The sequence below is a fragment of the Ramlibacter agri genome, assembly GCF_012927085.1.
In the GTDB taxonomy this organism is placed as follows: Bacteria; Pseudomonadota; Gammaproteobacteria; order Burkholderiales; family Burkholderiaceae_C; genus Ramlibacter; species Ramlibacter agri.
Genome location: NZ_JABBFX010000002.1, coordinates 1,175,997 through 1,202,471, shown reverse-complemented (window position 1 = coordinate 1,202,471; position 26,475 = coordinate 1,175,997). Strand labels below are relative to the sequence as shown.

Genomic DNA, 26,475 nt, shown 5'->3' with positions numbered 1-26,475 from the left:
CCACGACCCAGCTGAACCTGTGGCCATGCTGTTCAAAATCATCAGTTTCCTGCTCGACGTTATTGGCGGCCTCCTCGGAGGCGCCTGCCTGCTGCGGCTGTACATGCAGTACCAGCGCATTCCCTTCGGCAACCCGGTGGGGAGGTTCGTGTTCGCGCTCACGGACTGGCTCATCCTGCCCTTGCGCAAAGTGCTGCCCAAGACGCGCTGGATCGACCTGTCCAGCCTGCTGGCCGCCTACCTGATCGAGCTGGCGCAGTTCGGCATCCTGTGGGCGATGGGCTATGGCCGCCCGTCCGCGATCCCGGTGGAGGCGCTGTTCGGCCTGGTCCGGCTGGCGATCTCGGGAATGATCGGGCTGGTGATCGTCTATGCGATCCTGTCCTGGGTGCAGGCCGACTCGCCGATCGTCGACGTCATCGACCGCCTGTGCGCGCCCTTGCTGCGGCCCTTCCGCCGCCTGATCCCGCTGGTGGGCGGCTTCGACCTGTCACCGCTGGCGCTGCTGGTGGTGCTGCAGATCTGCACTTTCCTGCTGGCGGGGCTGCAGGACGCGGTGCTGCGCTGATCGCGATCGCCGCGGGGACTTCCGGAACGCAAAGGTCGCAAAAGCGCAAAGGACGCAAAAGACTCCTTTGAATCTTTTGCGTCCTTTGCGGATCCTTTGCGTCTTTTGCGTCTTTTGCGTCTTTTGCGTCCGGAAGTTCGGAAGTCCCTATTCCACCGCGTCCGCCGGCTGCCGTTGCAGCATCGCCAGCACGTTGGCCACAGTCTTGCGGAGTTCGCGGCGGTCGCAGATGAAGTCGACCGCGCCCTTTTCCTGCAGGAACTCGGCGCGCTGGAAGCCTTCGGGCAGTTTCACGCGCACGGTGGATTCGATCACGCGCGGGCCGGCGAAGCCGATCAGCGCCTTCGGTTCGGCGATCACCACGTCGCCCACGAAGGCGAAACCGGCGCTCACGCCGCCCATGGTGGGATCGGTCAGCACGCTGATGTAAGGCAGGCCCTTCTTGGCCAGCTTGGTCAGCGCCGAATTGGTCTTGGCCATCTGCATCAGCGACAGCAGGCCTTCCTGCATGCGCGCGCCGCCGGTGGCGGTGAAGCAGAGGAAGGGCACCTTCTGCTCGATGGCCGTCTCGACGCCGCGCACGAAGCGCTCGCCGACCACGCTGCCCATCGAGCCGCCCATGAAGTCGAACTCGAAGGCCGCCGCCACCAGGCTGATGCTGTGCACCGCGCCGCCCATCACGACTAGCGCGTCGGTCTCGCCGGTGTTTTCCAGCGCTTCCTTCAGCCGCTCGGGGTAGCGGCGGCTGTCCTTGAACTTCAGCGCGTCGACCGGCAGCACTTCCTGGCCGATCTCGTAGCGGCCTTCGGGGTCGAGGAAGGAGTTCAGGCGCGCGCGGGCGCCGATGCGGTGGTGGTGGCCGCAGGTGGGGCAGACGTTCTGGTTCTGCTCCAGGTCGGTCTTGTACAGGACCGTCTCGCAGCTCGGGCACTTGATCCACAGGCCTTCCGGCACGCTGCGGCGTTCATTGGGATCCGTATGCTGGATCTTGGGCGGCAGCAGTTTTTCCAACCAGCTCATCGTCTCTCCTGGGTTTCCGTTCAGAGGGGACAGAGCAGGCGCTTCGCTCCCCTGGTCTGTCCCCTGGACATTATCTATCGTCCAGCGCCTGCCGGACTTCGCGCAGGAAAGCGCCGAGCGCTGTAAGCACCCGCTCACGCGGTTCATCTTCCACGACCTGGATGACCTTGGTGCCGATGATCACCGCGTCAGCCACCCGGCCGATGCTTTTCGCGGTGGCAGCGTCGCGGATGCCGAAACCGACGCCGACGGGAATCTTCACGTGCTGGCGGATCCGGGGCAGGGCCTGTTCGACCGCGGAGGTGTCGAGGTTGCCGGCGCCGGTGATGCCCTTCAGTGAAACGTAGTACACGTAGCCGCTGGCGATGCGCGCCACCTGCTGGATGCGTTCGCTGGTGCTGGTCGGGGCCAGCAGGAAGATCAGGTCCAGGCCGTTGGCCTTCAGCTCCGCGGCGAAGGCTTCGCATTCCTCCGGCGGGTAGTCAACCACCAGCACGCCGTCGACGCCCGACCCGGCGGCGTCGCGGACGAAGGCATTGCGGCCGTGCGTCAGGTCGTAGCGCTCGATCGGGTTGGCATATCCCATCAGCACCACGGGCGTCTTGTCGTCGCCCTGGCGGAAGGTCTTCACCATCTCCAGCACGTGTGCCATGCCGATGCCGAAGGTCAGCGCCTTCTCGCCGGCGCGCTGGATCACCGGGCCGTCGGCCATCGGGTCGGAGAAGGGCACGCCCAGCTCGATCACGTCGGCGCCCGCGGCCACCATGCCGTGCATCAGCTCCGGCGTGATGTCGGCAAAGGGGAAGCCGGCCGTGATGTAGGGGATGAGGGCCTTGCGCTTTTCATTCGCGAGGCGCTCGAAGGTGGCGGGGATGCGGCTCATTGCTTGGGCCCTCCCTTCAGCGTGAGGCCACGCATGGAAGGCCGGTCGTAGAAGTCCACGCCGGCGAGGTCGGCCACCGTGCCGATGTCCTTGTCGCCGCGGCCGGACAGGTTCACCAGGATGCTCTGCTCGGGCTTCATCGTCTTCGCCAGCTTCATCGCGTAGGCGATGGCGTGGCTGGATTCCAGCGCCGGGATGATGCCTTCGGTGCGGCACAGGTAGTGGAAGGCTTCCAGCGCCTCGGCGTCGGTGATGCCCACGTATTCGGCACGGCCGATGTCCTTGAGCCACGCGTGCTCGGGGCCCACGCCGGGGTAGTCGAGGCCCGCGCTCACGCTGTGCGTCTCGATGATCTGGCCGTTGGCGTCCTGCAGGATGTAGGTGCGGTTGCCGTGCAGCACGCCGGGCGAGCCGCGTTGCAGCGAGGCCGAGTGCTTGCCGCTGTCCAGCCCTTCGCCCGCCGCTTCCACGCCGACCAGGCGCGTGTTCTCGAACGGGATGTACGGGTAGAAGATGCCCATGGCGTTGCTGCCGCCGCCGACGCAGGCGACCACCGCATCGGGCTGGCGGCCGTTGTTGAGGCCGGGCATCTGCTCGATCGACTCGGTGCCGATCACGCTCTGGAAATCGCGCACCATCATCGGGTAGGGGTGCGGTCCCGCCACCGTGCCGATGATGTAGAACGTGTTCTCGACGTTGGTGACCCAGTCGCGCATCGCCTCGTTCAGCGCGTCCTTCAGCGTCTTGCTGCCGCTTTCCACCGGCACCACGCGGGCGCCCAGCAGGTTCATGCGGTAGACGTTGGGGCTCTGGCGCTTGACGTCGTTGCTGCCCATGTAGACCACGCATTCCAGGCCGTAGCGGGCGCAGATGGTGGCCGTGGCCACGCCGTGCTGGCCGGCGCCGGTTTCGGCGATCACGCGCGGCTTGCCCATGCGCCTGGCGAGCATGGCCTGGCCGATCACGTTGTTGATCTTGTGGGCGCCGGTGTGGTTCAGGTCTTCGCGCTTCAGGAAGATCTGCGCGCCGCCCTGTTCGCGACTCATGCGCTGCGCGTGGTAGATGGGCGAGGGCCGGCCCACGAAGTGCTTGAGCTCGTACTCGAACTCGCGCAGGAACTCGGGGTCGTCCTTGAACTTCGCGTAGGCGTCGCGCAGCTCGCGGATGGCGTGGGTCAGCGTTTCGCTGGCGAAGGTGCCGCCGTAGATGCCGAAGTGGCCGGCGGCGTCAGGTTGCTGGTAAGAGGGCATGGGGAGACTCTGCAAGAAGCTGGTCGGCGGCACGCACGGCCGCGACGAACCGATGGATCTTCTCCGGGTCCTTCACACCTTTCGATGCTTCGACGCCGGAACTCACATCAACGGCCAGCGTCCGGAAACGCGGCCGTACTTGCACGATGCCATCGCCCACGTTTGCAGGTGTGAGCCCACCAGACAAAACGGCGTGACAGTTGACGCTTGGTGGAAGCCGTGACCAATGGAATGCTTTCCCGCCCCCGCCGTAGCCCTCGACGTGGGCGTCGAGCAGCAGGGCCTGGGCCTGTGGGTGTTCGGAGGCGAATTTTAGCAAGTCGAAGGGCGAGGCCTCGTCCAGCGGGATGCGGGCGGCGCGCAGGTAGGGCCGGCCGGCGCTCAGGCAGTCCGGCTCGCTTTCGTCGCCATGGAATTGCAGGGTGGCGGTGGGCACCTGGTCGACGGCGGCCTTGATCGCGTCCAGCGACGCGTTGACGAACAGCAGCACCGGCGTGACGAACGGCGGCAGCCGGCGCGCCAGTTCGCCCGCGCGCTGCGGCGTGACGTAGCGGGGGCTCTTGGGGTACAGCACCAGGCCGATGGCATCGGCGCCGGCTTCGACGGCTGCGTCCACGTCCTGTTCGCGCGTCAGGCCGCAGATCTTGATGCGGGTGCGTGGATGGGCAAGGGTCATGGCAACCAATGATAGGCGGGCACTTCCTTCGGCAGGCCCCAATGGTCTTCGTAGACCGGGCCCAGGAAGTACAGCCCGTCCGGGGAGAAGGTGGGGGCGGCGGCGTCGCGGCTCTTCGCTGCCAGCACTTCCCTCATCCAGCCCGGCGGCTGCAGGCCCTGGCCCACGACCAGCAGGCAGCCCATGAGGTTGCGGATCATGTGGTGCAGGAAGGCGTTGGCCTCGAACTCGAAGCGCCAGTACGGCCCGTTGCGGCTGATCTTCACGGGCTGCAGCGTCTTCACCGGGCTCTTCGCCTGGCAGGCGGAGGCGCGGAAGGAGGTGAAGTCGTGTTCGCCGACCAGGTGCGCGGCCGCTTCCTGCATCGCCTCCAGGTCCAGCGGCCGGAACACCCAGCCGGTCCGTCCGGCTTCGACGCTGGGGCGCACCGGCGACTCCAGCAGCACGTAGGCATAGCGCCGCGCCTTGGCACTGGCGCGCGAGTGGAAGGCGTCGGGCACGGGCCTGGCCCATTGCACGGCGATGTCGGGCGGCAGGAAAGTGTTGGTGCCGCGCACCCAGGAGAACTCGGCCCGCTGCACCTCGGTGTCGAAGTGCACCACCTGCATGAGGCCGTGCACGCCGGCATCGGTGCGGCCGGCGCAGATGGTGTTGACGGGGCGGGCGGCGAACCGCGCCAGGGCGGACTCGAGGTGGTCCTGCACGGTGCGGCCCGACGGCTGGCTTTGCCAGCCGTCGTAGGCTTGTCCGTTGTAGCTGATGCCGAGAGCCAGCCTCATGGTGATGCCGCGTCCTCGCGCGGTGCGCAGCGGAGCTGCGCACCCTAAGTGAACTCAGCCGATCTCGGCGAGCAGCTTCTGCGCCCGCGACTTCAGGTCACCCGAGGCTTCGGCCAGCACTTCCTCGGCCAGGCTGCGGGCGCCGTCGGCGTCGCCGATGGCGTTGAACTCTTCGGCCAGGGCCAGCTTGGTCGCCAGCGGGCTGTCCGCGGCGCCGACGTCGGGCGAGCCACCCAGGTCCATGACGGGCAGCGGCTCCAGCGCCGGCATGGCCGGGGCTGCAGCAGGCGGCGCCTTGGGTGCGGCGGCCGCCGGCGCGGGGGCCGGTGCCGGTGCGGAACCGGGCAGGTCCAGCGACAGCGAGCCGAGGTCGAACTCCATCAGGCCGTCGGCCGGCGCAGGGGCCGGAGCGGCCTTGGGCGCGGGCGCCGGAGCCGGCGAGGGCTCGAAGTTCAGGCTGTTCTCGTCCAGCGTGAGGCCGGGGGCGTCGAGCCGGACCGGTTCCAGAGCGGGCGCCGGCGCCGCGGGCGGCATGCCGAAGTCCATTTCCAGCGGCGGCACTTCCGCCGGCGCGGGCGCCGGGGCAGGGCGCGCCACCAGCGCGGGGGCGGCGGCTACGGGTGCAGGTGCGGGCGCCGCCGGCTCGTCACCGAGGGAAAAATCCAGGTCGAGGTCCAGGTCGCCCGCCGGCGCCGCGGCTTGCGGCGCGGGTGCGGCGGAGATGGGCTGGGTCGAACCGAAGGCAGCGGCGCCGGCCGTGGCCGCCGCAGCAGCCGCGGCTGCACCGGCGCCAGGCTCGCCGCCCGGGCGGTACATCGGGTTGGACGCATCCAGCTCGCGGCCCAGTTCGGTGATGTGGTCCCACTCGGGACCGGTGCCGTGCGTGAGGTTGTAGGCCTCGGCGGCAACGGTCTCGAAGGCCTTGGCGTCGCGGCGCTTGGCGTAGATCTCCAGCAGCTTGGCATGGATCGCCACGCGCTGCGGGTTGATGCGCAGGGCTTCCTTGAGGATTTCCTCGGCCTGCAGGTCGCGGCCGTAGGCGAGGTACACGTCCGCTTCGGCCACCGGGTCGACGTCGCCGGCCGCGTCGAGCTGGCTGGGCGAGTAGACCATCGAGGAGCCGGTCGGGTTGTTGGCCTCGGCCGTGTCGATGCGCTGGCCACCGCTGGCGCCGAAGAAGGAATCGGGCTGCAGGCGGCTTTCCAGGAAGGAACTGTCGACCGCGGCCGTCTTGCGCTTCTGGCGCATCTTGTAGAAGCCCAGGCCCAGCAGGACGGCCAGCAGGCCGACGCCCAGCGCGGGCACCAGCGGGTTGTCCAGCACGTCCTCGAGGAAGCTGGGTTCCGGTGGCGGGGGCGGCGACGGGGCCTTCTTGGCCACGGGCTTCGGCGCGGGAGCCGGGGCCGGGGCAGGCGCCGCAGCGACGGGGGTGGCTTCGCCGGCAGCCGGTGCGCTGGCGGCTGCAACCGGAGCGCTGGCGGCGGAAGTAGCGGGAGCGCTGGGCGCCGAGGCGGCGGAGGTCACGGCCGCAGCGGCAGGCGCGGGAGCCGGAGCAGCGGCCGGCGCGGACGCAGGCGCTGCCGGCGTCACGGCCGCCGCGGAGGCGACGGAAGCGGGCTTGGCCGGCGTGGCGGCAGCGGCGACCGACGCGGGATGGGCAGCAGGCGTCGCGGCGGCAAGCACGGGCGCCGAAGCGGCACGGCCGGCCGGCGTGGTCGCGCCAGGAGCGGAAGCCGGACGCGCGTTGGTGGCGACACCCGCGGGCACGGTGACGCCGGGACCCGACTTCGCGCCGGCGCCACCGGGCGCAGCGCCCGGGGTGGTGCCGGTCAGGCGGTTCAGGTCCTGGATGTTCTTGTTCAGCTCGGCGACGCGGTTGGAAGCGTCCTGCGCGGCGCGTTCCTTGGCGATGCGGTCGGCGCTGCCCTTGCCTGCGACGGCGCCCTTGGACAGCGTCAGCTTGTCGGGCGAGCCGGTCTGGGCTTTCTTGTCCTCGACCTGCGCCTGCACGCGGCCGGAGGCTTCGCGCTGCGCGGCGGGGGTCTTCGCCGCCGGCAGGCCTTCGGCCAGGCGGTGGCGGAACTCGTTGAAGTCGCGGCTCTGCGCCACCAGGGTCTGGTGGGCGTCCGTCGGCTGCACCTGGCTGGCCTGCTCGTTGCTGGGCATGTCCAGCACGGCGCCGGCCTTCAGGCGGTTGACGTTGCCATCGACGAAGGCGTCCGGGTTGGAGCGCAGCAGCGCCACCAGCATCTGGTCCAGCGAGATGCTCGCGGGCTTGTTGGCCGAGGCGATCTTGCCGGCGGTGTCGCCAGCCTGCACGGTGACCTTCTTGCCTTCGCCGCCGCCACCACCGGTGGAGGGTGCGGGCGTGGTGGCCGCGCGCGGCGCCGGTGCTGGGCTGGGCGTGCTGGAAGCGGTGCCGGTGCCGGCGCGCGGCGCGGGCGCGGCCGGAGCGGGCCGAGCAGCGGGCGGCAGCGGCGTGCCGGCGGCCGGGGCGGTGCCGCGCGAAGGCGCGGGCGCCACCTGGGCCTGCAACGGCGCAGCGGGCTGGCGCTGGCTCGGCGGATCCAGCAGCAGCGTGAAATCACGCTGGATGCGGCCGGAGGACCAGCTCGCTTCCAGGATCACGTCCACGAAGGGATCCGTGGTCGGGCGGTCGCCCGCCAGGCGCAGGAAGTAGCTGCCGTTGGGACGGCGCTGCAAGGTGATGTTTACGCCCTGCAGCGACGGGCTCAAGTCCACGCCTCGGGACTGGAACACTGTCACCGGCGCGATGTTCGCCTTCAGCGACGACACTTCCTCCGCCGTGATCTCCGGCAGGTCGATGTCGGCGCGCAGGGGTTCTCCCAGCGCGGATTGCACGGTGACGCGGCCCAACGCCAGGGCGAGGGCATCGGGCGCGAAAGTCAGGGTGAGTGCTGCCGCGAGGGCCAGCGCGGACAGCCGAGCCTTGGGCATGCTCATCATTTTTGGCGTCCCCACTGCTCGTTCTGCAGGCAGTCTTGTTCTCTTCATTCGGCTGGTCGCCTCGAGGGCTAAATTCGAAAAAGTACCTTAGCAGCAATGTCTTAGACTGACAAGCTGAGACACCTCTTAATGTCCGTGGAACGCTGTGACACTTCGTACACGGCAGTAGGCTGTTGGCGCGGAACAACGCGCCGTAACGCCGTGATACAGGTGGCCTGCCAGCAAAAAAGCGGTCCGCGGACCGCTTTTTCGTGAGGCCGGAAGCGCCCTGTTACGCGTCCAGCAGGATGCGCAGCATGCGGCGCAGCGGCTCCGCCGCGCCCCACAGCAGCTGGTCGCCGATGGTGAAGGCGCCGACGTAGTCCGGGCCCATCGCCAGCTTGCGCACGCGGCCCACCGGGATGTCCAGCGTGCCGGTGACGGCCACCGGCGTCAGGCCCTGCATGGTGGCTTCGCGGGTGTTCGGGACGACCTTCGCCCAGGGGTTGTCGGCGGCGATCATGGCCTCGATGTCGGCCACCGGCACGTCCTTCTTCAGCTTGAAGGTCAGGGCCTGCGAGTGGCAGCGCATGGCGCCCACGCGCACGCAGAAGCCGTCCACCGGGACCGCCCGGGTGCCGAAGCCTTCGCCCTGGCCCAGGATCTTGTTGGTCTCGGCGCCGGCCTTCCACTCTTCGCGGGAGACACCGTTGCCCAGGTCCTTGTCGATCCAGGGGATCAGCGAGCCACCCAGCGGCACGCCGAAGTTCGCGGTCTCTTCGCCGGTCATGGACTGCTGGCGCGCCAGCACCTTGCGGTCGATCTCCAGGATGGCCGACTTGGGGTCGTCGAGCAGGCCGCGCACCTCGGCATTGAGAGTGCCGAATTGCGTGAGCAGTTCACGCATGTGTTGCGCGCCGCCGCCGGAAGCGGCCTGGTAGGTCATGCTGGTCATCCACTCGACCAGGCCGGCCTTGTACAGCGCGCCCACGCCCATCAGCATGCAGCTGACGGTGCAGTTGCCGCCGATCCAGTTGCGGCCGCCCTTGGCGAGGGCGTTCTTGATCACCGGCAGGTTGACCGGGTCGAGGATGATGACGGCGTCGTCCTTCATGCGCAGCGTGGAGGCCGCGTCGATCCAGTGGCCGTTCCAGCCGGCCGCGCGCAGCTTGGGGAACACCTCGGTGGTGTAGTCGCCGCCCTGGGCCGTGATGACGATGTCGCACTTCTTCAGTGCGTCGATGTCGAAGGCGTCCTTGAGCGTGCTCTCGTTCTTCGCCTGGGCGGGCGCCTTGCCGCCGGCATTGGAAGTGGAGAAGAAGACCGGCTCGATCAGGCCGAAGTCGCCTTCGGCCTGCATCCGGTCCATGAGGACCGAGCCGACCATGCCGCGCCAGCCGACGAGGCCGACCAGCGGTTGTTGTCCGTTCGAGAGTTTCATCGCGTCGCGCCTTTCAGTTTTGAAAACTTTCCTTTGCTCCCGGCTCGTCGAGCCGGGAGAAGGCGCGCGACGAACCGGAGCTAGCTAGCTCTTAATGGTCTTCTTCGTGGTGATCGCGGCCACGACGGCGTCGCCCATCTGCTGGGTGCCGACTTTCGTGGTGCCTTCGGAATGGATGTCCGCCGTCCGCAGCCCTTGCGACAGCACGTCCTTGACCGCAGACTCGATACGGTCGGCGGCCTGGGGCTGGTTGAGGGAGAAGCGGAGCATCATGGCGGCAGACAGTATTGTAGCCAAAGGATTCGCAATCCCCTTGCCGGCGATGTCGGGCGCGCTGCCGTGGGACGGCTCGTACAGGCCCTGGCTGGTGGCGTTCATGCTGCCGGAGGGCAGCATGCCGATGGAGCCGGTCAGCATGGATGCCTCATCGGACAGGATGTCGCCGAACATGTTGCCGGTGACGATGACGTCGAAGGACTTGGGCTGCTTCACCAGCTGCATGGCGGCGTTGTCCACGTACATGTGGTCCAGCTTCACGTCCGGGTAGTGCTGGCCCACTTCCGTGACCACGTCCTTCCAGAACTGGAAGGTCTCCAGCACGTTGGCCTTGTCGACCGAGGTCACCTTCTTGCTGCGCTTGCGCGCGGCCTGGAAGGCGACGTGAGCGATGCGCTCGATCTCCGGGCGCGAGTAGCGCATGGTGTCGAAGGCCTCCTCGGCGCCGGGGAAGTGACCGTCGACGGCCGTGCGGCGGCCGCGCGGCTGGCCGAAGTAGATGTCGCCGGTCAGCTCGCGGATGATCAGGATGTCCAGGCCGGCGACCAGTTCCGGCTTCAGGCTGGAAGCGTGGGTCAGCTGCTCGTAGCAGATGGCCGGACGGAAATTGGCGAACAGGCCCAGGTTCTTGCGCAGGCCCAGGATGGCCTGCTCGGGGCGGAACTGGCGTTCCAGCTTGTCGTACTTCCAGTCGCCGACGGCGCCGAACAGCACGGCGTCGGCTTCCTTGGCGAGCTTCAGCGTGGCTTCGGGCAGCGGGTGGCCATGCTTGTCATAGGCGACGCCGCCGACGTCGGCGGTTTCCATCTCGAACTTCAGGTCCAGGACGTTCAGGACCTTGACCGCCTCGGTGACGATCTCCTTGCCGATGCCATCGCCGGGCAGGACTGCGATTTTCATGGGTGTTCTTTCTTGAAGACGGGATCGGACTTCCGAGCGCAAAGGGCGCAAAAACTACGCAAAGGTCGCAAAAGAAGAAAACGACTTTTGTTGAGTCCTTTTGCGACCTTTGTGAAACCTTTGCGTCTTTTGCGTCCGGAAGTCCCGGTATTTAAAGCGTATGCGCCAGCCAGGGCTTGGTCGCCAGGCGCTCGGCTTCGTATTGCTTGATGGTGTCGGCGTGGCGCAGGGTCAGGCCGATGTCGTCGAAGCCATTGAGCAGGCAGTACTTGCGGAATGGCTGCACGTCGAAGGCGATCTCCTCGCCCTGCGCCTTCACGATCACCTGGCGCTCCAGGTCCACCGTCAGCTCGTAGCCGGGGAAGGCCGCCACCTCGTCGAACAGCTGGGCCACCGTGGCTTCGGGCAGCACGATGGGCAGCAGGCCGTTCTTGAAGGTGTTGTTGAAGAAGATGTCGGCGAAGCTGGGCGCGATCAGCGCGCGGAACCCGTACTGCTGCAGGGCCCAGGGCGCGTGTTCGCGCGAGGAGCCGCAGCCGAAGTTCTTGCGCGCGATCAGGATCGACGCGCCCTTGTAGCGCGGCTGGTTCAGCACGAAGTCCGGGTTGGGCTTGCGGTCGGCCAGGACCGAGTCCGGCTCGCCGTGGTCCAGGAAGCGCCACTCGTCGAACAGGTTGTCGCCGAAGCCGGACTTGGTGATCCGCTTCAGGAACTGCTTGGGAATGATCGCGTCCGTGTCGACGTTTTCGCGATCCATCGGGGCAACGAGGCCCTTATGAACAGTGAACTTATCCATGATTATTTTTTGGCGGCGCTCTCGAGCTTTTCGCCTGCCTTCTGCACGTCCTGGCCGAAGCCGCGGACGGTGTTGCAGCCGGCGAGAAGAAAAGCGGCGGCAAGCAGGACAGCGATCGATTTCATGAGAGCACTCCTAAAGTGGTGTGGGTTCAGGCAAAAGCCCGGATGTCGACGAAATGCCCGTGCACGGCGGCGGCGGCGGCCATGGCGGGGCTCACGAGGTGGGTGCGGCCGCCGGCGCCCTGGCGGCCTTCGAAGTTGCGGTTGCTGGTGGAGGCGCAGCGCTCGCCCGGCTCCAGCCGGTCGGCGTTCATGGCCAGGCACATGGAGCAGCCCGGCTCGCGCCATTCGAAGCCCGCAGCCTGGAAGATCTTGTCCAGGCCTTCGCGCTCCGCCTGTTCCTTGACGACGCCCGAGCCCGGCACCACCAGCGCCGCCTTGACGTTGGAGGCGACCTTGCGGCCCAGTTTCTTCACCACGGCGGCGGCGTCGCGCAGGTCCTCGATGCGGCTGTTGGTGCAGGAGCCGATGAACACCTTGTCGACGAAGATGTCGTTCATCGGCTTGCCCGGTTGCAGGCCCATGTAGGTCAGCGCGCGCTCCATGGCGTTGCGCTTGTTCGGGTCTTTTTCCTTGTCCGGGTCCGGCACGCGGCCGTCGACGGTGGTCACCATCTCCGGCGAGGTGCCCCAAGTGACCTGCGGCACGATCTGTGAGGCATCCAGCTTGACCACGGCGTCGAACTTGGCGTCCGCGTCGGAGAACAGCGTGCGCCAGTAAGTGACGGCCTGGTCCCACTCCACGCCGTTGGGCGCGAGCGGCTTGCCCTTGACGTAGGCGAAGGTGGTCTCGTCCGGGGCCACCAGGCCGGCGCGCGCGCCCGCCTCGATGGCCATGTTGCAGACGGTCATGCGGCCTTCCATCGTCAGGCCGCGGATCGCGGAGCCGGCGAACTCGATGGTGTAGCCGGTGCCGCCGGCGGTGCCGATCTTGCCGATGATGGCCAGCACGATGTCCTTGGCGGTGATGCCGGGAGCGAGCTTGCCGTCCACCTGCACCAGCAGGTTCTTCGCCTTCCGCTGCAGCAGCGTCTGGGTGGCCAGCACGTGCTCCACTTCGGAGGTGCCGATGCCGTGCGCCAGCGCGCCGAAAGCGCCGTGGGTGGAGGTGTGCGAGTCGCCGCAGACGACCGTCATGCCGGGCAGGGTCGCGCCTTCCTCGGGGCCGATGACGTGGACGATGCCCTGGCGCTTGTTCAGGAACGGGAAGTAGGCGCCGGCGCCGAACTCCGCGATGTTCTTGTCCAGCGTCGTGACCTGCTGCTTGGAGATCGGGTCCTCGATGCCGTCGTAGCCGCGCTCCCAGCCGGTGGTGGGCGTGTTGTGGTCGGCGGTGGCGACCACGGAACTGATGCGCCAGACCTTGCGGCCGGCCTCGCGCAGGCCTTCGAAGGCCTGCGGGCTGGTCACTTCGTGCACCAGGTGGCGGTCGATGTAGAGGACGGCGGTGCCGTCTTCCTCGGAGCGGACGACGTGCTCGTCCCAGATCTTGTCGTACAGGGTGCGTCCCATGGGGGCTTTCCTTTGGAGAGAAATTCTATGCGGCGAGAGGCTGCTGCTCCTGCGCGCGGGCCCGCAGGTGGTCGACCAGCAGGCGCGCCGTGAGCGGCAGGGTGGAGAAATCGCGGGCCACGAGGCGGATGTCGCGCCGGGCCCAGTCGTCGGTGAGGGCGACGCATTCGAGCTCGCCCGCCCCGTTCATGAGGGTGAAGGCGCGGCGCGGCATCACGCCGACGCCGAGGCCGTTCTGGATCATCCGGCCCATGGCGTCGAGGCCGGTGACGTGGATGCGCAGGCGGATCGTGCGGCCGGCGGCCGCGGCGGCCTCGCGCATCGCGAGGTAGATCGAGCTGTTGGAGTGCAGGCCCACGTGGTCGAAGTCCAGCGTGTCCTCGAAGGCGACCGCCTTCTTCCTTGCCAGCACATGCTGGCGCGGCACGATCAGCACCAGTTCGTCCTGCCGGTAGGGCAAGGTCTGCAGTTCGTGGCCGTTGTTGCCGCTCGTGACGTTACAGATGCCCAGGTCGGCCGCGCCTTCCTGCACGGCGCGGACCACCTCGGTGCTGAGGTGCTCCTCGAGGTCGATCTTGACCTGCGGGTGCGCCTGGCTGAACGAGCCCAGGTCCTCCGGCAGGAACTGCACGATCGCCGAGATGTTGGCGTGGATGCGCACGTGCCCCTTGACGCCGTCGGCGTACTCGGAGAGCTCCGCCTGCATCTTCTCCAGGCTGAACAGCACCGAGCGGGCGTGGTGCAGCAGGCTTTCGCCGGCCGGCGTGAGCTTGACGCCGCGCGTGTGGCGATAGAGCAGGGGCGTTTCCAGCGTCGCTTCCAGGTCCGACAGGCGCTTGCTCACCGCCGAGGCGGCGATGAATTCGCGTTCGGCGGCGCGGCCGATGGAGCCGAGCTCGCAGACAGCGACGAAAAGCTGCAGCGAGGTCAGGTCGATCCGGCGGGCGAAGGAGCGTTCGGAGGGGCGCATGGCGGCTCGGGCATCGCCGTGGGCGATGGCGAACCGCGATTTTCGCAGGAAATGAATGCCCCGCCATCGCGATCCACGATGGCGGCCTTCTTGGAGGGCAGCTATTTCCGCTTCGTGGCGCCGCTCTTCGGGCGCACGCGCGGCTTGGGGGCCTGCTTCGGCCGCACCACGTCCCGGTTCGCCAGGGCGCAGGAGTTGATCGAGCGCAGCTGGCACAGGCAGGAGGACGACACGCTCAGGCGGTTGTCGGAATTGCCGCCGACGAAGCCCAGCGGCGCGTAATGGTGCTGGGTGCCGGCCGGCGGCTCCGATTGCCATTCGACGTCGCCGCTGCTCGCCACGGTGTGCGGCCACTCGATGCTGCCGGTGGCCACCCGCGCCGGGATCAGCCAGTAGTCGCCGCTGCGGTAGCTGCCTCCGGCCGTGAACTGCACCTGGATGCCGTCTTCCAGCGTGATCCAGTTCGGCTGGGTGTCGCTCGCCTCCAGCAGCGGCACCGCGCCTTGGTCCAGCGTGATGTCGTCGGTTTCCGCCTGGTCCCAGCGGCGCACCTTGGCATGCGTCATCGAGGCGGTCAGCGCGATCGACCCGTCCGCCGGGATGCTCGCCGGGTCGACGCTGAGCCGGTCGCCATCCACCTTGACCAGCTTCACCAGCAGCCCCGGCTCGCCGGAGAAGTCGTTCGAATCGGCCGCCAGCTCGACCCAGGTGCCGGCGGTGAAGCCCCGGCTGCTGGCGACGAGCAGGTCGTTGCCCTCGGTGCCCAGCCAGCGGGTGGCGACGCTGCCGTTGTCGCGCGACCACTTGAAGGTGGGTGAAACGCCGGCGGCGCTGCCGCGATGGATTTCGACCCGATAGAGCTGGTTCTCGGCGCCGCGGTACAGGGCGTCGGGCGCGATCGAGCACGGGTCCTTGATCTGCTGGCCCGGGTCGAGCCGGGCGACCATGTGGGCATCGCTGAGGCCCGTGAGTGCATCGAGTCCGGCGGTGCAATCGTTGCCGCTCTGGCCATTGGCTTGCGAGAGTCCGTTCAGGTCCTGCTGCAACTGGTCGAGGCGTGCCTGCAGCACGGCCCGTTCGTCGTCGGTGAGGTTGGGATCCTGCAGCTTCTGCTGCGCCGCGTCGCGCTCGTCGCCCAAGGTCTTGAGGAGCGTGTCGCGGGCGAGCGCGCGCACCTGCCAGACGACCTGCGCGCGCGAGCAGGTGTCCGGCCCGCCCAGCGCCGGCTCGCGGATGCTGTCGTCCTCGATCGCGCTCACGTGGCGTTCCCAGACGTCGAGGTAAAGCCAGAAATCCTCGCCGCTTTGCGAGGCCAGCCGCTGCAGCAGCGGGTCGTCGTCGGCCGCGGTGAAGTCCGGCTGCGCGGCGTAGTCGCAGTCGCTGTCGTTCTCCACCAGGATGCCGTCGACGTAGTAGCGGCCGGCGCCTATCGTCAGGTGCGGATGGCTGGCGTCGGTGGTGTCCAGCGCCAGCTGGAAGCCCAGGTTGTCGGCCGGCCCGCCGCAGGGGCCGATGAGGTCGCGCGCCAGCGTGCGGATCACGTGCAGCAGGATCGCGCCCTGTTCGTTCGGATCGGCGTCCAGCGTGACACGGCCCTGCTGCAGCAGCACCTGGCTGAAGTGCTTGCTCGGATCGAAGCCGATGCGTGAGAAGTCGCCCTTCATGTCGCGGTCCCTTTCGGTGTCTGGTGTGCGTCAGTTCGCGAAGAACAGGCCGACGTCCATGCCCGCCGGCGTGTATTCCGCGAGCCGCGCCCGCAGGTTGGCCGCGCGCTGCGGCTGGAAGAGGTCGTGGTAGGCCCCCATCTCGGATTCGTCGTCGGCGCCGCGCACGATCTCGATGGCGCAGTCCGCGCCGAGCTGCGCATAGGCCGGCGCGCCGTAGCGGCGCGCGGTGTACTGCGGCGTGACGCGCAGGCTCTCGTTGGCGATCTCCGCCTGCTGCTTGGCCGCGTCGTCGGTGATGCGTTCCTTGACCGCGGCGATGACGCCATCCGGCTGGCAGCGGTAGCGGCGCGGCGTGCGGCATTCCACCGGCACGTAGCAGAAGCGCATGCAGCCGACCTGCCGGCGCGCGACGTTCACGCAGCCGCTGAAGACGCTGTTTTCACCGAGCGCCATCGCGTGCACGTCGACGATGCCGAACACGGTGCAGCGCGCGATGGCCAGCGTGACGTGCGCCCAAGCGCCGCCGGCGGCCGCGATGGCCTGCCGGTCGTCCGCGGTGGCGTCGAGGATGCTGTCGGTGATGCACAGCGGGATCGGGTCGAGCGCGACCTCGTCCTCCTGCACCTGGATCGCGCCGATGATGCTGTGCTCGATGGTCACGCGCGCGCGCACGCCGGACAGCTCCAGGCTGGGCTCCGAGGGGCGCTTGGGTTCGCAATCGCAATCGATCGCCCAGCCGGGCACCAGCGTGCAGTGGCGGATCGCCAGTTCGGCGCCGCAGACGCTGGCCGGCGCGCCGTCCTCGCCGGCCCCGACCACGCTGATCGGTCGGCCCGTGACGATCAGGCCGTCGAAGGCCATGCGGCTGGCGTTGCCCAGCGTGACGCTCAGGGCGTCGGGCAGGTCGGTCTGCCAGTCGATCAGCCGCAGCACCGGCCGCACGCGGACGCCCGCGCGGATCTGCAAGGTCTGCGAGTCGGCCAGCGCAACCTGCAGCGGTTCGACGTAGACGCCGCTGCTGGTGATTTCGATGACCGCATGCATCGGGTTGTCCGCCCGCCAGCGGGCCAGGGCATCCTCGATGCGCTTGCAGTCTTCGTCATCGCCGACGCGATAGAGCGTGAACGCTTCCGCCGGGTCGAGCAGCGGCCGCTCGTACTCGCCGCCGCCGATATCCGCCGGGAAACCGTACTGGTAGCTGACCCGCACGCCGCGCTTGGGCAGTTGCCCGGGCGGGAAGGCGAGCCGGCCCAGTACCGGGTCGACGGCGATCTTGCCGCGCGGCGGCACGTAGACCCAGCCGCTCAGGTCCGCCGGCAGGATCTGCGCCACGGGGACGACCTCGCCCGGCGGCGCGCCGCCCCAGCCGTCGGTGCGGATCGCGAGGCTGAGGCCTGCGCCGTAGAAGTCGCGCGGGCTGCTGTCGAAGGCCAGCCGCCGGATCGCCGCCGGCAGGTTCATCTCGCCGGCAATGTGCGAAGGATCGGTCTCCGGTTGCGGCTTGACGAACAGCGGCGCATCCTGGCCCAGCACGCTGAAGGTGAAGCACTGCGGCCCCACGTCCTCGATGCAACAAGCCGGCGTGTCGGTGACCGGGTGGCTGCCCAGCCGCCAGGCGAACACGCCGACGCTCGGAATGTTGCTGCGGCCGATGGTGTGCATCGAGTTGATGCGGCGCACGTCGACGCAGTGGGTGACGCTGTCGAAAGGCCCGTCCAGGCGGTCCAGCGCATCGACCTCGCGCAGGTCCACCAGCAGATGCCGGTCCAGGTGCGGGTGGTCGATGTTCTGCGCCCAGGCCAGCAGCCGGAAAGACTCCACCGCGCGCCCCGGCCAGCCGGCGATGTCGTGCGCCAGCTGCTCCAGCAGCGCCAGCGTGCCCTTGCGGCGGCGTGTGCGGATCAGGTTGGCGATCTCGCGCCGCGGCACCAGCGCGCGGGCCTCGCGGCATCCGCTCGCATCGGCCGGCGGTCCGGCGTCTGCCACGGGGCGGTAGCCGACGAGGTCGCCGAGATAGGGCACGGCCCAATCGGCGGCCGTCTCGATGAACTCGTTCTCATAGAGCTGCGCGATGTCGTCCTCGACGAGGTTCACCTGTTCGGCGATCACCTGCAGCAGCGCCTTCAGCGGGTAGCCGCGCTCCGCGTCGCGCAGCCGGTGGATGGCCGGCAGCAGCGCATAGAGCCGGTCGTTGCGCGGATCGTTGGTGGCGTTCATGGCACCTGGTTCAGGATGAGGGTGTCGGGGACTTCGGGCGTGAAGGCGACGATCTCCGCGGGCCGCAGCGCGCCCTGGTCCAGCCCGCCGGCAAACGCGGCCACGCTGGGTGGCATCCGGTCGACGAGGTTCTGCGGCTGCGCCTGCGCGATGATGTCGGCGATGGTGGCGAGGATGTCGTCCTGCGTCAGCAGCTCGCGGGTGCGGTGCACCGTGCCGTCGGCATCGGTGCTGGTCGTCCACACGCGCTCGGGTACGGCGCCGAAGCTGTCGACGTCCACCCAGGCGACGCCGCGCACGCCCTGGATCGCGGCGATCACCTCGCTGAGCAGGGCCCACTGGCCCAGCCTGCGGCGGTCGAAGCCGAAGGCGTCGAGCAGGGCAGCGCGCGCCGTAGCCACGACGTCGTCCCAGACGTAGTCCGGCAGCAGTTTGATGCGCGCGCTCAGCACCAGCGCCTGGCGCTCGCGCAGGTCCACCCGCAGCGGCAGGTCGGCGTCGCCCTGCTCGCGCAAGGCTTTCAGCAGGTTCTGGTACAGGTCGGAGCTGGCGTCGATGGGCACGTCGCCGGTGCCGGCGATCGTCAGGTACACGAGCTCGTGCCGGCCGTCGCTGGTGCGCTGCGCCAGGGCTTTCGCTATGCCGGCGAAGCGGCGGGTGAAGTCCTCGTAGTCCTGCACCGAGACCAGCCGGTCCAGCGGCATCACCGACAGCGGCGCGTTCTCGCGCGCGAGGTCGCGGCTTTCCTTGTCGGCCCCGCCCGCAGCGCGCAGCGGGTTGAGCACTTCCTTCACGCCGAGCGGCCGCGACTGCAGCACGGTGATCTGGCCGGCATCGACGTTGCCGCCGGCGCCGATGCCGCTGCGGTACACCGCCTGCACGTTCTCCACGCCGGTGGCAAGCCGGGCGCCGTGCGCGCCGTTGCCGAACACCACCGTCGTGCCGGCGTCGTCGTCGGTCAGCGTGACAAAGCCGCGGCTCTTGGGGCCCAGCGCCGCGAGCGAGTCCGACTCGTGCCACTCGATGCCGTCGACATACACATGCAGCGTGCTTGCCGCGCCGGCGGCCGTGGGCGCGGCGACGAAGGTCAGTGGCGGCTGCTTGAGCGCAAAAGACTGCAGCGCCTGCGCGCCATTGCCGCTGCCCATCGTCTCCTTGCGCGTGGCGCCCTGCGTGGCCTTGACGACGTTGCCGTAGATCTTCAAGGTGTCGCGCTTGTACTGGTGCGCCGGCGGCGTCGCGAGCACCAGCGTCGTGTGGATGGTGTCGCCGGGCAAGGTGGGATCGACGCCGTGGCTGAGGCCCGAGATCATCTGCAGCTCGGACACCGTCACACCATCGACCCCAGCTATGTCGGCGCGCTCGCCGGACAGGATGACCCAGCGGCCCGAGACGAGCTCCTTGTACAGGCGGTCGAGCGTGATCTGCTGCGACGCGATCGGCGCCGTCAGCGGATCCTCGAGCAGCGTGAGCGGCTCGCTCTGCACATAGAGCTTGGTCTTGCGCAGGCCCGTGAGGAACGTATTCGTGCCGGCATTGCGCCAGGCGCCCTCGGCGGGCAGCACGAAGCCGAGCTCGGTGGACTGGCCGCTGAGGCCATAGGCCGAGCGCGGCGTAGTGCTGGCCGTGGCCACGCGCAGCACGAGCCGTGCGCCCGAAACTTCCGCGACCGCATAGCTGCCTTCGACGATGGCTTCGTTGGCCTGGTCGAGGAAGGCGTTCTGGCTGGTCTCGTCGCTGTCCATCGTCCAGTCGGTCCAGGCGTTCTGCGGGTTCAGGATGCCGGCGGGGGTGTAGGTCGGCAGCCTGGCGGCCGTCGCGCCGAACAGCGAAGCGCGCGCGCGCAGCACGTGCACCGCCTTCAGCGGGGCCTGCGCCGGATTGAGCCGCGCTCCCGACCAGGCGGTGTAGTAGCTGGACGCCAGGTGCGGGACAAAGCTCACCAGCAACTGCGTGCTGACGTCGGCATAGGGCCGCAGTACCTTTGCCGCCGCGCCCAGGCCCTCGCCGCCGAGGATCAGCGGCGCGCCTGTGGGCGAGAAGGCCTGCTGCAGGCTGCGCGGCAGCGCGACGCTGTTGCGCACCTGCGGAACGGGCGGCTGCAGCAGCTTCTGGACGAACTCCGCCGGGTTCGTGACCGGCAGGTTGACGGACTGCCCGAGCGCCGTCAGCGCCGCGACGATGTCGGCCAGCAAGGTGGCGATGATGGCCTGCACCGCGGCCGACAGCGTGCCGTCGGCCGCCCACTCGATCTCCTGCGGCCAGGTGACCGGCAGCGGCAAGGTCGGCATCGCCAGCCAGGCGGCGTCCAGAATCTCCTTGGCGCGCGCGAACGAGCGGCGCTCGGAACCGGGGCTGTTCGCGTCGACGACCAGCGCCAGCGCCTGCACCGCCTTCATCAGCGCCGGCACGCAGGCCACGACCCCGGGAGGAACGGGACGCAAGGTCACCTGCGTGCGCTGGTCGGCGACCTGCGTGTCGATGGAAGCGACGCTGCGCAGCACGGCGGGCGAACCGTCGGCGCTGAACAGGAGCAGCAGCTTGTCGCCGGGCCGCAGGTTGGTCGCGGTCCCCGCGACCTGCAAGGTGACTATGGCCAGCGCGTTCTGCAGCGTGATGTTCGGCGGCTGCGACATGCGCACCTGCAGGTTGTTCCACTCGGAGGCGGCCAGCAGCGGCTCGAAGGTCTCGAAGGTCTGCGGTTGCTCGCCGGGGTTGGGCACGCTTTGCGCCGCCGTGCCGACCGGCAAGGTGACCGGCGCGACCTGCTTGTCGTCGATGGTGTAGGCGAGGAACACCGAGGCCGCCACGCCGGGCCGCGGCGTGTAGCCCACCAGCCGCGACAGCTCCAGCACCGAACGCCGCTCGGTGGCGGTGCGCAGGTAATTCTCGTTGGCGATGCGTTCCTGGTAGAAGCCCAGCACGTCGCCGACGGTGGCCCAGGCATCCAGCAGCGCGATCGACGGGTCGGCAGGGTCGCGGGTGGTGAGGCCTTGCAAGGGGCGGAAGTCCGCCAGCGTCTGGCCGTCGCTGCCCACGCCTTGCACGACCATCGTCGATAGCCGTGCCTGCATGGACTGCATGAACTCCGCATGCGTGCCGACGCGATAGCGCAGCGCCGGCAGCCCCGGGCGATTGCATTCGTCGGCCGGCGTCCTCGCCTGCACGCCTTCGCAGCAGCCGCAGGGTTGGGTCAGGCATCCGCAGGCTGGTTTCATGGCGCCCTCCTAGCGGCCCCCGGCGACGCGGATGGACAGCTGTCCGCGCTCCGGATGGTCGGGGTCGTTCTCGAGCTGCGCGATCTCGTTGGCGGCCAGCGGCAGCACGCCGTCGTCGATCTCGTGCCGGGCCGGCTCGAAGCAGCGGTGGAATGCGGTCACCTGCACGCACTGCACGCCGGGGACGGCCTGCGCGGCGGCGATGACCTGGCTCAGGAACACCGACTCGCCGAAGCTCAGGGCGTCGGGATGGAAGAAGGCGCGCTGGCCGCCCGGCAGCAGGCCGGTGCCGAAGCGTGCCAGCAGCGCCGCCTTGACATGGCCACGCTCGTAGCCGGGCAGGGCGCAGACGTCCAGCGAGAGCGTCAAGGGCACCCGGACCCCGGGCAGGATGTGCAGGTCGTGCCCCATGCGGCGATAGCGATACAGCTGCCCGGCGACGGCCTGCAGCAGCTCGGGGCTGGACGGCGCGCCGCCCAGGGGATCGAGCGCGACATCGGCCTCGTACCAGCTGCCGGTCCACGCGAGCTGCGCCGCGGCCCGCTGCAGCAGCGGGTTGCGGCCGGCGATCTCGGCATAGTCGGCGGCCGTGATCGCGCGCTCGATCTGCTGGCGGAAGGCGAGCGGCGCGAACATCCGGGCATCGTCTATGGGTTCGGGCGCGATACCTCCGAAGGCGGGCAAGGGGTTGCGCACGGTCACCGTGACGCCGCTGACACTGAAGTCGCTGAGCACCAGCACCGAGATCGCCTCCGCGCCCACGTTGCCGGCGGTGCCGCCGCCGATGCGGTAGCTGGCGCTGAAGCTGCTGTCTACTGTCGGCGCGCGCCCGAGCTCGCCGTCGCCGAAGCGCAGGTGGGCCACGCCCTCGTTGTCGATCTCGGCCACGCAGTCGCGGTCATCGGCAACGCTGGCGAGCAGGTCGGCCTGCGGCGTCCAGGCCTGGCCATCGCTGTCGATGAGGGCGAGCGCCGGCACCGCCGCGCGCGGGTCCTGCGTGAGACTCTGTGCCGCGGCGCCGGGTGGCTGCGGCAGCGGCTGCGCGAACAGCAGCGGCGCTTGCGCCAGCGTCGGGCGATAGCGCCCCGCCTGCGTGCTGACGTCGCGCGGCTGGCCTTCGCAGTCGCAGCAGCCTGCGTCGGTGACGCCGGGCACCGGCGGCAGTGGCTCGGGCGGGAGCGTGCGACCGTGGTCGACCAGCAGGATGTTGCCGCGCGCCACCGAGATGCCGACCAGGTAAGCACAGTCCGGCGCGGCGCCCAGTGTCGACAGGCACAGGGGGAAAGGCAGGGCGTCGTCCACCGCCCAGGCGATCTCGACGACAGGCGTGGCCACGGAATCCGCGCCTTCCTGCACCACCTGCGGGTACAGCGAATCCTCCGAGGCTTCGACGCTGGTGAGCCGGACGGCCCAGCGGCGCGACGGGTCGGCATCGTCCGGGTTGCCGGTCTTCGCGCCGATCACTTCTTCGAACACCAGCACGTCGCCCACCTGCAGCGCGAGGGCGCGCGTGAGCGTCCCCTCGGCATCGCCGTCGCCACCTGTGACGATCCATTGATCGAGCAGCGTCGCGCTGGTCGCGCCAGCCAGCAGGCAGCATTCGCGCCGGCCCCAGGTGTAGAAGGCGATGCTGTTGTGGGCCGGCAGCAGCATCAGCGTGCCTGGCGGCTGCGAAGGCAGGGGCTCGAAGAACTCGTAGCTGCCAGCAGGCAGGCGGTCGACCGCCTCGATCGCCATCATCGGTTGCCGCAGCGAGTCCGGCACGTTGAGGCCGGTGATGAAGGCCGTCTGCGCCGAGGGCAGTTCGAGCTGGCCCGAGACCTGCAGTTGCACCCAGGCCCGCGCATTGCAGCCTTCGTGCATGCGGTAGTCCACCAGCCGCGCGTGCCGGCGCATCGAGATCCTCTGGCGCGCCGTGCCGATGTAGGCCTCGGTGGCGACGGCGTCCTGGTAGTAGCTGAGGTAGTCGCCAACATAGGCCAGGATCTCCACCAAGGTCACGCCGAGATCGGGCACGTGGCGCTCGGTCCAGCCTGGCATCGTCACGGCGAGCCGGTCGAACAGCAGCTGGCGGAAGCTCGCGTAGTCCTTGGCGAGGTAGTTGGCCTGGGGCTCGTCCAGCTCCGGCTGCGGACAGGCGCAGGAGCCCTTGCAGTCGACCTCCGCCGGACAGCAGACCTTGAAATGGAAGTCCGCGCTGGCGTAGCGCGGGTCGATGTTCGCCACCCCGACCAGGCTGAGCGTGTAGGTGGAGAAATCGCCCGTGCGGTCCAGCGTGATGACGAGGTAGTCGTCGCGCCCGGGATCGTCGGCCACCTGCGGGTCGACGTCCAGGATGCGCAGCCCGGTGATGCGATCGCCGCCGGCCAGCGCCAGGTATTGCTCCAGGCCCGGCTGGTTCACCTGCAGTTCGGGCGGCAGCTTGCCGAGGAACCAGGCGTACAGCGTCGGCGCATCGTGGTCGCCGACTTCGACGTAGTCGAGGCCGTTGCGTCCCGGCGTGCGGCGCACCGCGTCGCGGCGGGGGTCGACCAGGCAGGCAAGGTCCATGGCTGCTCCTCGCGGCTAGACCGGCCGGGCGAAGGTCGCGCTGCGCTCTTCGCCGGTTTCGGTGACCAGGTAGGTGAGGGAGATGCTCAGCGTCGCGTCGTCCGCCGTGACCTCGAGGTCGGTGACCTGGATCACGTCGCCCAGCCAGCGTTGCAGCGCCGCCTGCAGCGTGAATTGCACGGTGGCCGCCAGCTCCGGGCTGTTGGGGCCGAACACCAGCTGCAGCAGGCCGCTGCCGAAGTCGGGCCGGTTGACGCGCTCGCCCGGGTTGGTGAACACGAGCTGCTCGATCATGTCGCGGACGTGGTCGTCGCGATCGGCCAGCGCGGTGCGGCCGCGACTGTCGAAGTGGAAGGGGTAGTCGATGTCCATGGCGGGCTCACAGGGCGATGACGCGCGGCTGCACCGTGCTGACGATGGGCGGCCCTTGCGGGATCTGCTCGGGGCTCTGGCACAGGCCCGGGCCGACGCCCGGCGCCGGAATGACCATCGCCGGCTGGCCCATCACCAGCACGCGGGCCGAGGGCATCAGCCACTTGACCGTCACGCAGGGCTGCGGCTTCGGGCCGGGGATGGTGAAGGGGCAGCCGGCGACCATGATCTGCGCCGTCATCGTCGCCACCGGCTGGCCCATGACCAGCACGCGCGGCTGCGTCGGCACGATGGTGGCGGGCGCCGCGTGCGTGCACTGGCAGACGGCGTTGGCGTGCAGGAGGAGTCCGGGCATGGCGGCGTCTCCTCAGGTGATGGTCAGGGCACCGACGTTGAAGTCGATGCTGGGGCCGATCATCGTGATCATCGCGCCCTTGCCGTTCGAGATGTAGATGCCCGAATCGTTGACGACGATCATCGCGCCCGTCGTGCTTTTCAGGATGATGCCGCCGGTGACGGGCGAGGGCGGCATGTCGCTGATCATCAGCGTGTGCTGCAGCAGCGACTGGAAGCAGATGTTGGGGTCGGCGGGGTTGCCCAGCAGCGCGAGCGGCGGGATGTCGCTGGGCAGGCCCCAGCGGCATCCCATCCACACCGGCTTGTTGGAGTCGCCGTGCTCGAACATGATCCAGACGCCCGCGCCCGGCGGCGGCACCATGTACACGCCCATCGGCGGCCCGCTCGGCCCGGCCAGCGGCACGCTGGGTTCGGCCCAGGTGGTGGGGATGAAGCTGTGCACGTCGGGCACCATCACCTGCAGGCGGCCGCGCAGCATCGGGTCGACGTTGAGCGTCACCGTGGCCTGGTAGATGCCGTAGTACTTGTCGTCCTGGCTGCTGCTGTCGCTCATACCGGCACCTTGGGCGTGTTGGAGATGAGGCCATCGCGACTGAGCTGGAAGCTCTGCTTGTACTGGCCGCGCTGGATGTTGTGGGTGACGCTGTCGACGTAGTACAGGCCGTCGTAGGCCAGGCCGGCGCCGCGCACGCCGACCAGCAGCTTGGAGCGCAGCACCTGGCCATAGCGCAGTACGTCGAGCGAGCCGCTCACGGTGATCGCGTTGGCCGCGCCCTTGAGCAGTTCGCCCACCACGTCGTTCAGCACCTCGGGCACCGACTTGTCGGCCACGTTCTTCGCGAAGCGCACCTTGGAGGGCAGGGTGGGCCGCGCGCCCAGCGGCGGCTGGAAGATGCTGATGTTGGGGATCGGAATGGGCAGCGGGATCTTGTGCGTGATGGGGTCCATCACCGTCACGATCATCACTTCCTTGGCCAGGCCGTCCAGCGAGAAGCTCATGGACTCCACGTTGGTCTGCGCGTCCATGTTGATCGACAGCGCCGGCTGCGGCACCGGGATGCGGATGTTGGGGCCGCAATAGGCGATGCTGGCGCCCGGCGCCGGCCCGGGCTCCACGTAGAACACGTAGCCGTTGGCGTTGGCGATCTTCTTGATCAACTGCAGGTCGGTGCCGGTCTGCGTCTTCCAGCCCTCGGTGGGCGGCGTGATGTAGGTGAAGATCGGCGGCAGCACCAGCGGCACCACGCCGAAGGCCGCGTAGGGCGCGAGCACCTCGTACAGGGTCAGCGTGTCGTCGAGCGCGATGAAGGGCCGCTTGATCTCGATGATGTCCATCAGCACGCTCAGGTCCTCGCCGGTGATGGTGAGCGTCGACTGCCCGGGTTCGCTGCTGGGCGACATCTCCTGCCGCGTGACGATGCCGTCGAGGATGACGTTGGGGAAGCCGCCCAGGGTCACGATCAGCAGCACGCGCGTGGAGATGGGGTCGAAGTAGCCGGCCGGCAGCAGCGTCGTCTGCAGCGGCGAGTTCTTGCCCACGGCGAAGGTGAGCTGGAAACCCGTCTTGTCCTTGCCCGAAGTCACCTGCACGGTGCGCAGCGCATCGACGACCGCCTTCGGCGCCGGCACCGGCACGGCCGGCCCGATCATCAAGGTGAGGTGGATGCCTTGCAGCATGGCGTCTTAGGTCAGCGAGGGCCCGGGGATGCCTTCGGGCAGCGTGATGCGCAGCCGCCGGCCGGCTACCTCGGTCAGCGCATCGGGACGCATCGCGTCGTTGGCGTCGCAGATGCGCCAGAAGGCCTCGGGATCGCCCACTTCCGCGGCGGCGATGCGATCCAGGCGCTCGCCATCGGCGACCAGGTGCATGCGCAGCAGCGCGAAGCTGGAAGAGGGCGGCAGGAAGCGGCGGCGCAGGTAGATGCGCTGCTCGCCATCGGCCAGGACCAGCGTGACCAACTCGATCCCGGAATAGCGACTGGTCGGCGGAAAGTTGAAGGTGGTGGCCATCGCTTG

General features: G+C 69.0%; 22 protein-coding genes. 1 reads left to right on the top strand and 21 read right to left on the bottom strand.

From position 1 onward, the window contains the following. Nucleotides 1-25 precede the first annotated feature (25 nt). A complete protein-coding gene (locus tag HHL11_RS24210) occupies nucleotides 26-568 on the top strand; it encodes a YggT family protein (protein ID WP_169421114.1) in 543 nt (180 codons plus the stop codon). Between the two features lie 147 nt (nucleotides 569-715). Here the strand turns inward: HHL11_RS24210 and accD are convergent, their stop codons facing one another. The 21 genes from accD to HHL11_RS24105 all read right to left on the bottom strand — a co-directional run bounded on the left by accD (nucleotide 716) and on the right by HHL11_RS24105 (nucleotide 26,469). Further along, nucleotides 716-1,588, bottom strand: a complete 873-nt coding sequence (accD, locus tag HHL11_RS24205) for an acetyl-CoA carboxylase, carboxyltransferase subunit beta (protein WP_169421113.1) — start codon at nucleotides 1,586-1,588, stop codon at nucleotides 716-718. 70 nt (nucleotides 1,589-1,658) lie between these two features. Next, nucleotides 1,659-2,471 (bottom strand): tryptophan synthase subunit alpha, encoded by an 813-nt coding sequence (gene trpA, locus HHL11_RS24200; RefSeq protein ID WP_169421112.1) that lies wholly within the window; start codon nucleotides 2,469-2,471, stop codon nucleotides 1,659-1,661. Then, nucleotides 2,468-3,721, bottom strand: a complete 1,254-nt coding sequence (gene trpB, locus HHL11_RS24195) for a tryptophan synthase subunit beta (protein ID WP_169421111.1) — start codon at nucleotides 3,719-3,721, stop codon at nucleotides 2,468-2,470. The genes trpA and trpB overlap by 4 nt, the downstream gene beginning before the upstream one ends. Beyond that, on the bottom strand, nucleotides 3,699-4,397 hold the full coding sequence (locus HHL11_RS24190) for a phosphoribosylanthranilate isomerase (protein WP_169421110.1): 699 nt from the start codon (nucleotides 4,395-4,397) through the stop codon (nucleotides 3,699-3,701). The genes trpB and HHL11_RS24190 overlap by 23 nt, the downstream gene beginning before the upstream one ends. Further along, nucleotides 4,394-5,176, bottom strand: a complete 783-nt coding sequence (truA, locus tag HHL11_RS24185) for a tRNA pseudouridine(38-40) synthase TruA (RefSeq protein WP_169421109.1) — start codon at nucleotides 5,174-5,176, stop codon at nucleotides 4,394-4,396. Before truA ends, HHL11_RS24190 begins: the two co-directional genes overlap by 4 nt. A gap of 54 nt (nucleotides 5,177-5,230) precedes the next feature. Continuing rightward, nucleotides 5,231-8,134: a FimV/HubP family polar landmark protein gene (locus tag HHL11_RS24180; RefSeq protein ID WP_240980375.1), complete on the bottom strand. Its 2,904-nt coding sequence runs from the start codon at nucleotides 8,132-8,134 to the stop codon at nucleotides 5,231-5,233. A gap of 280 nt (nucleotides 8,135-8,414) precedes the next feature. Then, on the bottom strand, nucleotides 8,415-9,563 hold the full coding sequence (asd, locus tag HHL11_RS24175; RefSeq protein ID WP_169421107.1) for an aspartate-semialdehyde dehydrogenase: 1,149 nt from the start codon (nucleotides 9,561-9,563) through the stop codon (nucleotides 8,415-8,417). A gap of 84 nt (nucleotides 9,564-9,647) precedes the next feature. Further along, nucleotides 9,648-10,739, bottom strand: coding sequence for a 3-isopropylmalate dehydrogenase (leuB, locus tag HHL11_RS24170; protein WP_169421106.1), 1,092 nt, complete (start codon nucleotides 10,737-10,739; stop codon nucleotides 9,648-9,650). 151 nt (nucleotides 10,740-10,890) lie between these two features. Further along, nucleotides 10,891-11,535, bottom strand: a complete 645-nt coding sequence (gene leuD, locus HHL11_RS24165) for a 3-isopropylmalate dehydratase small subunit (RefSeq protein WP_169421105.1) — start codon at nucleotides 11,533-11,535, stop codon at nucleotides 10,891-10,893. Between the two features lie 2 nt (nucleotides 11,536-11,537). Next, entirely contained in the window at nucleotides 11,538-11,660 is a 123-nt protein-coding gene (locus HHL11_RS24160) for an entericidin A/B family lipoprotein (protein ID WP_169421104.1), read from the bottom strand. Between the two features lie 26 nt (nucleotides 11,661-11,686). Further along, complete coding sequence (gene leuC, locus HHL11_RS24155) at nucleotides 11,687-13,108, bottom strand: 3-isopropylmalate dehydratase large subunit (protein ID WP_169421103.1); 1,422 nt, start codon at nucleotides 13,106-13,108, stop codon at nucleotides 11,687-11,689. A gap of 25 nt (nucleotides 13,109-13,133) precedes the next feature. Further along, entirely contained in the window at nucleotides 13,134-14,078 is a 945-nt protein-coding gene (locus HHL11_RS24150) for a LysR family transcriptional regulator (protein WP_169421102.1), read from the bottom strand. A 101-nt stretch (nucleotides 14,079-14,179) separates the two neighbouring features. Then, nucleotides 14,180-15,742, bottom strand: coding sequence for a DUF6519 domain-containing protein (locus tag HHL11_RS24145; protein WP_169421101.1), 1,563 nt, complete (start codon nucleotides 15,740-15,742; stop codon nucleotides 14,180-14,182). Between the two features lie 30 nt (nucleotides 15,743-15,772). Next, nucleotides 15,773-17,962 carry a hypothetical protein gene (locus HHL11_RS24140; RefSeq protein WP_169421100.1) on the bottom strand — a complete coding sequence of 730 codons (2,190 nt, stop codon included), beginning with the start codon at nucleotides 17,960-17,962 and terminating at the stop codon, nucleotides 15,773-15,775. After that, entirely contained in the window at nucleotides 17,959-21,180 is a 3,222-nt protein-coding gene (locus HHL11_RS24135; protein WP_169421099.1) for a putative baseplate assembly protein, read from the bottom strand. The genes HHL11_RS24140 and HHL11_RS24135 overlap by 4 nt, the downstream gene beginning before the upstream one ends. A gap of 9 nt (nucleotides 21,181-21,189) precedes the next feature. Further along, the gene (locus HHL11_RS24130; RefSeq protein WP_169421098.1) at nucleotides 21,190-23,730 is read right to left on the bottom strand and encodes a putative baseplate assembly protein; all 2,541 of its coding nucleotides are present in this window, start codon (nucleotides 23,728-23,730) and stop codon (nucleotides 21,190-21,192) included. A gap of 15 nt (nucleotides 23,731-23,745) precedes the next feature. Then, nucleotides 23,746-24,102, bottom strand: a complete 357-nt coding sequence (locus tag HHL11_RS24125; protein WP_169421097.1) for a GPW/gp25 family protein — start codon at nucleotides 24,100-24,102, stop codon at nucleotides 23,746-23,748. A 7-nt stretch (nucleotides 24,103-24,109) separates the two neighbouring features. Further along, a complete protein-coding gene (locus HHL11_RS24120; protein WP_169421096.1) occupies nucleotides 24,110-24,457 on the bottom strand; it encodes a hypothetical protein in 348 nt (115 codons plus the stop codon). Between the two features lie 12 nt (nucleotides 24,458-24,469). Further along, entirely contained in the window at nucleotides 24,470-25,012 is a 543-nt protein-coding gene (locus tag HHL11_RS24115; RefSeq protein WP_169421095.1) for a phage baseplate assembly protein V, read from the bottom strand. Continuing rightward, nucleotides 25,009-26,136: a hypothetical protein gene (locus tag HHL11_RS24110; RefSeq protein WP_169421094.1), complete on the bottom strand. Its 1,128-nt coding sequence runs from the start codon at nucleotides 26,134-26,136 to the stop codon at nucleotides 25,009-25,011. The genes HHL11_RS24115 and HHL11_RS24110 overlap by 4 nt, the downstream gene beginning before the upstream one ends. A 6-nt stretch (nucleotides 26,137-26,142) precedes the next feature. Then, entirely contained in the window at nucleotides 26,143-26,469 is a 327-nt protein-coding gene (locus HHL11_RS24105; protein ID WP_169421093.1) for a LysM domain-containing protein, read from the bottom strand. Nucleotides 26,470-26,475 lie beyond the last annotated feature (6 nt).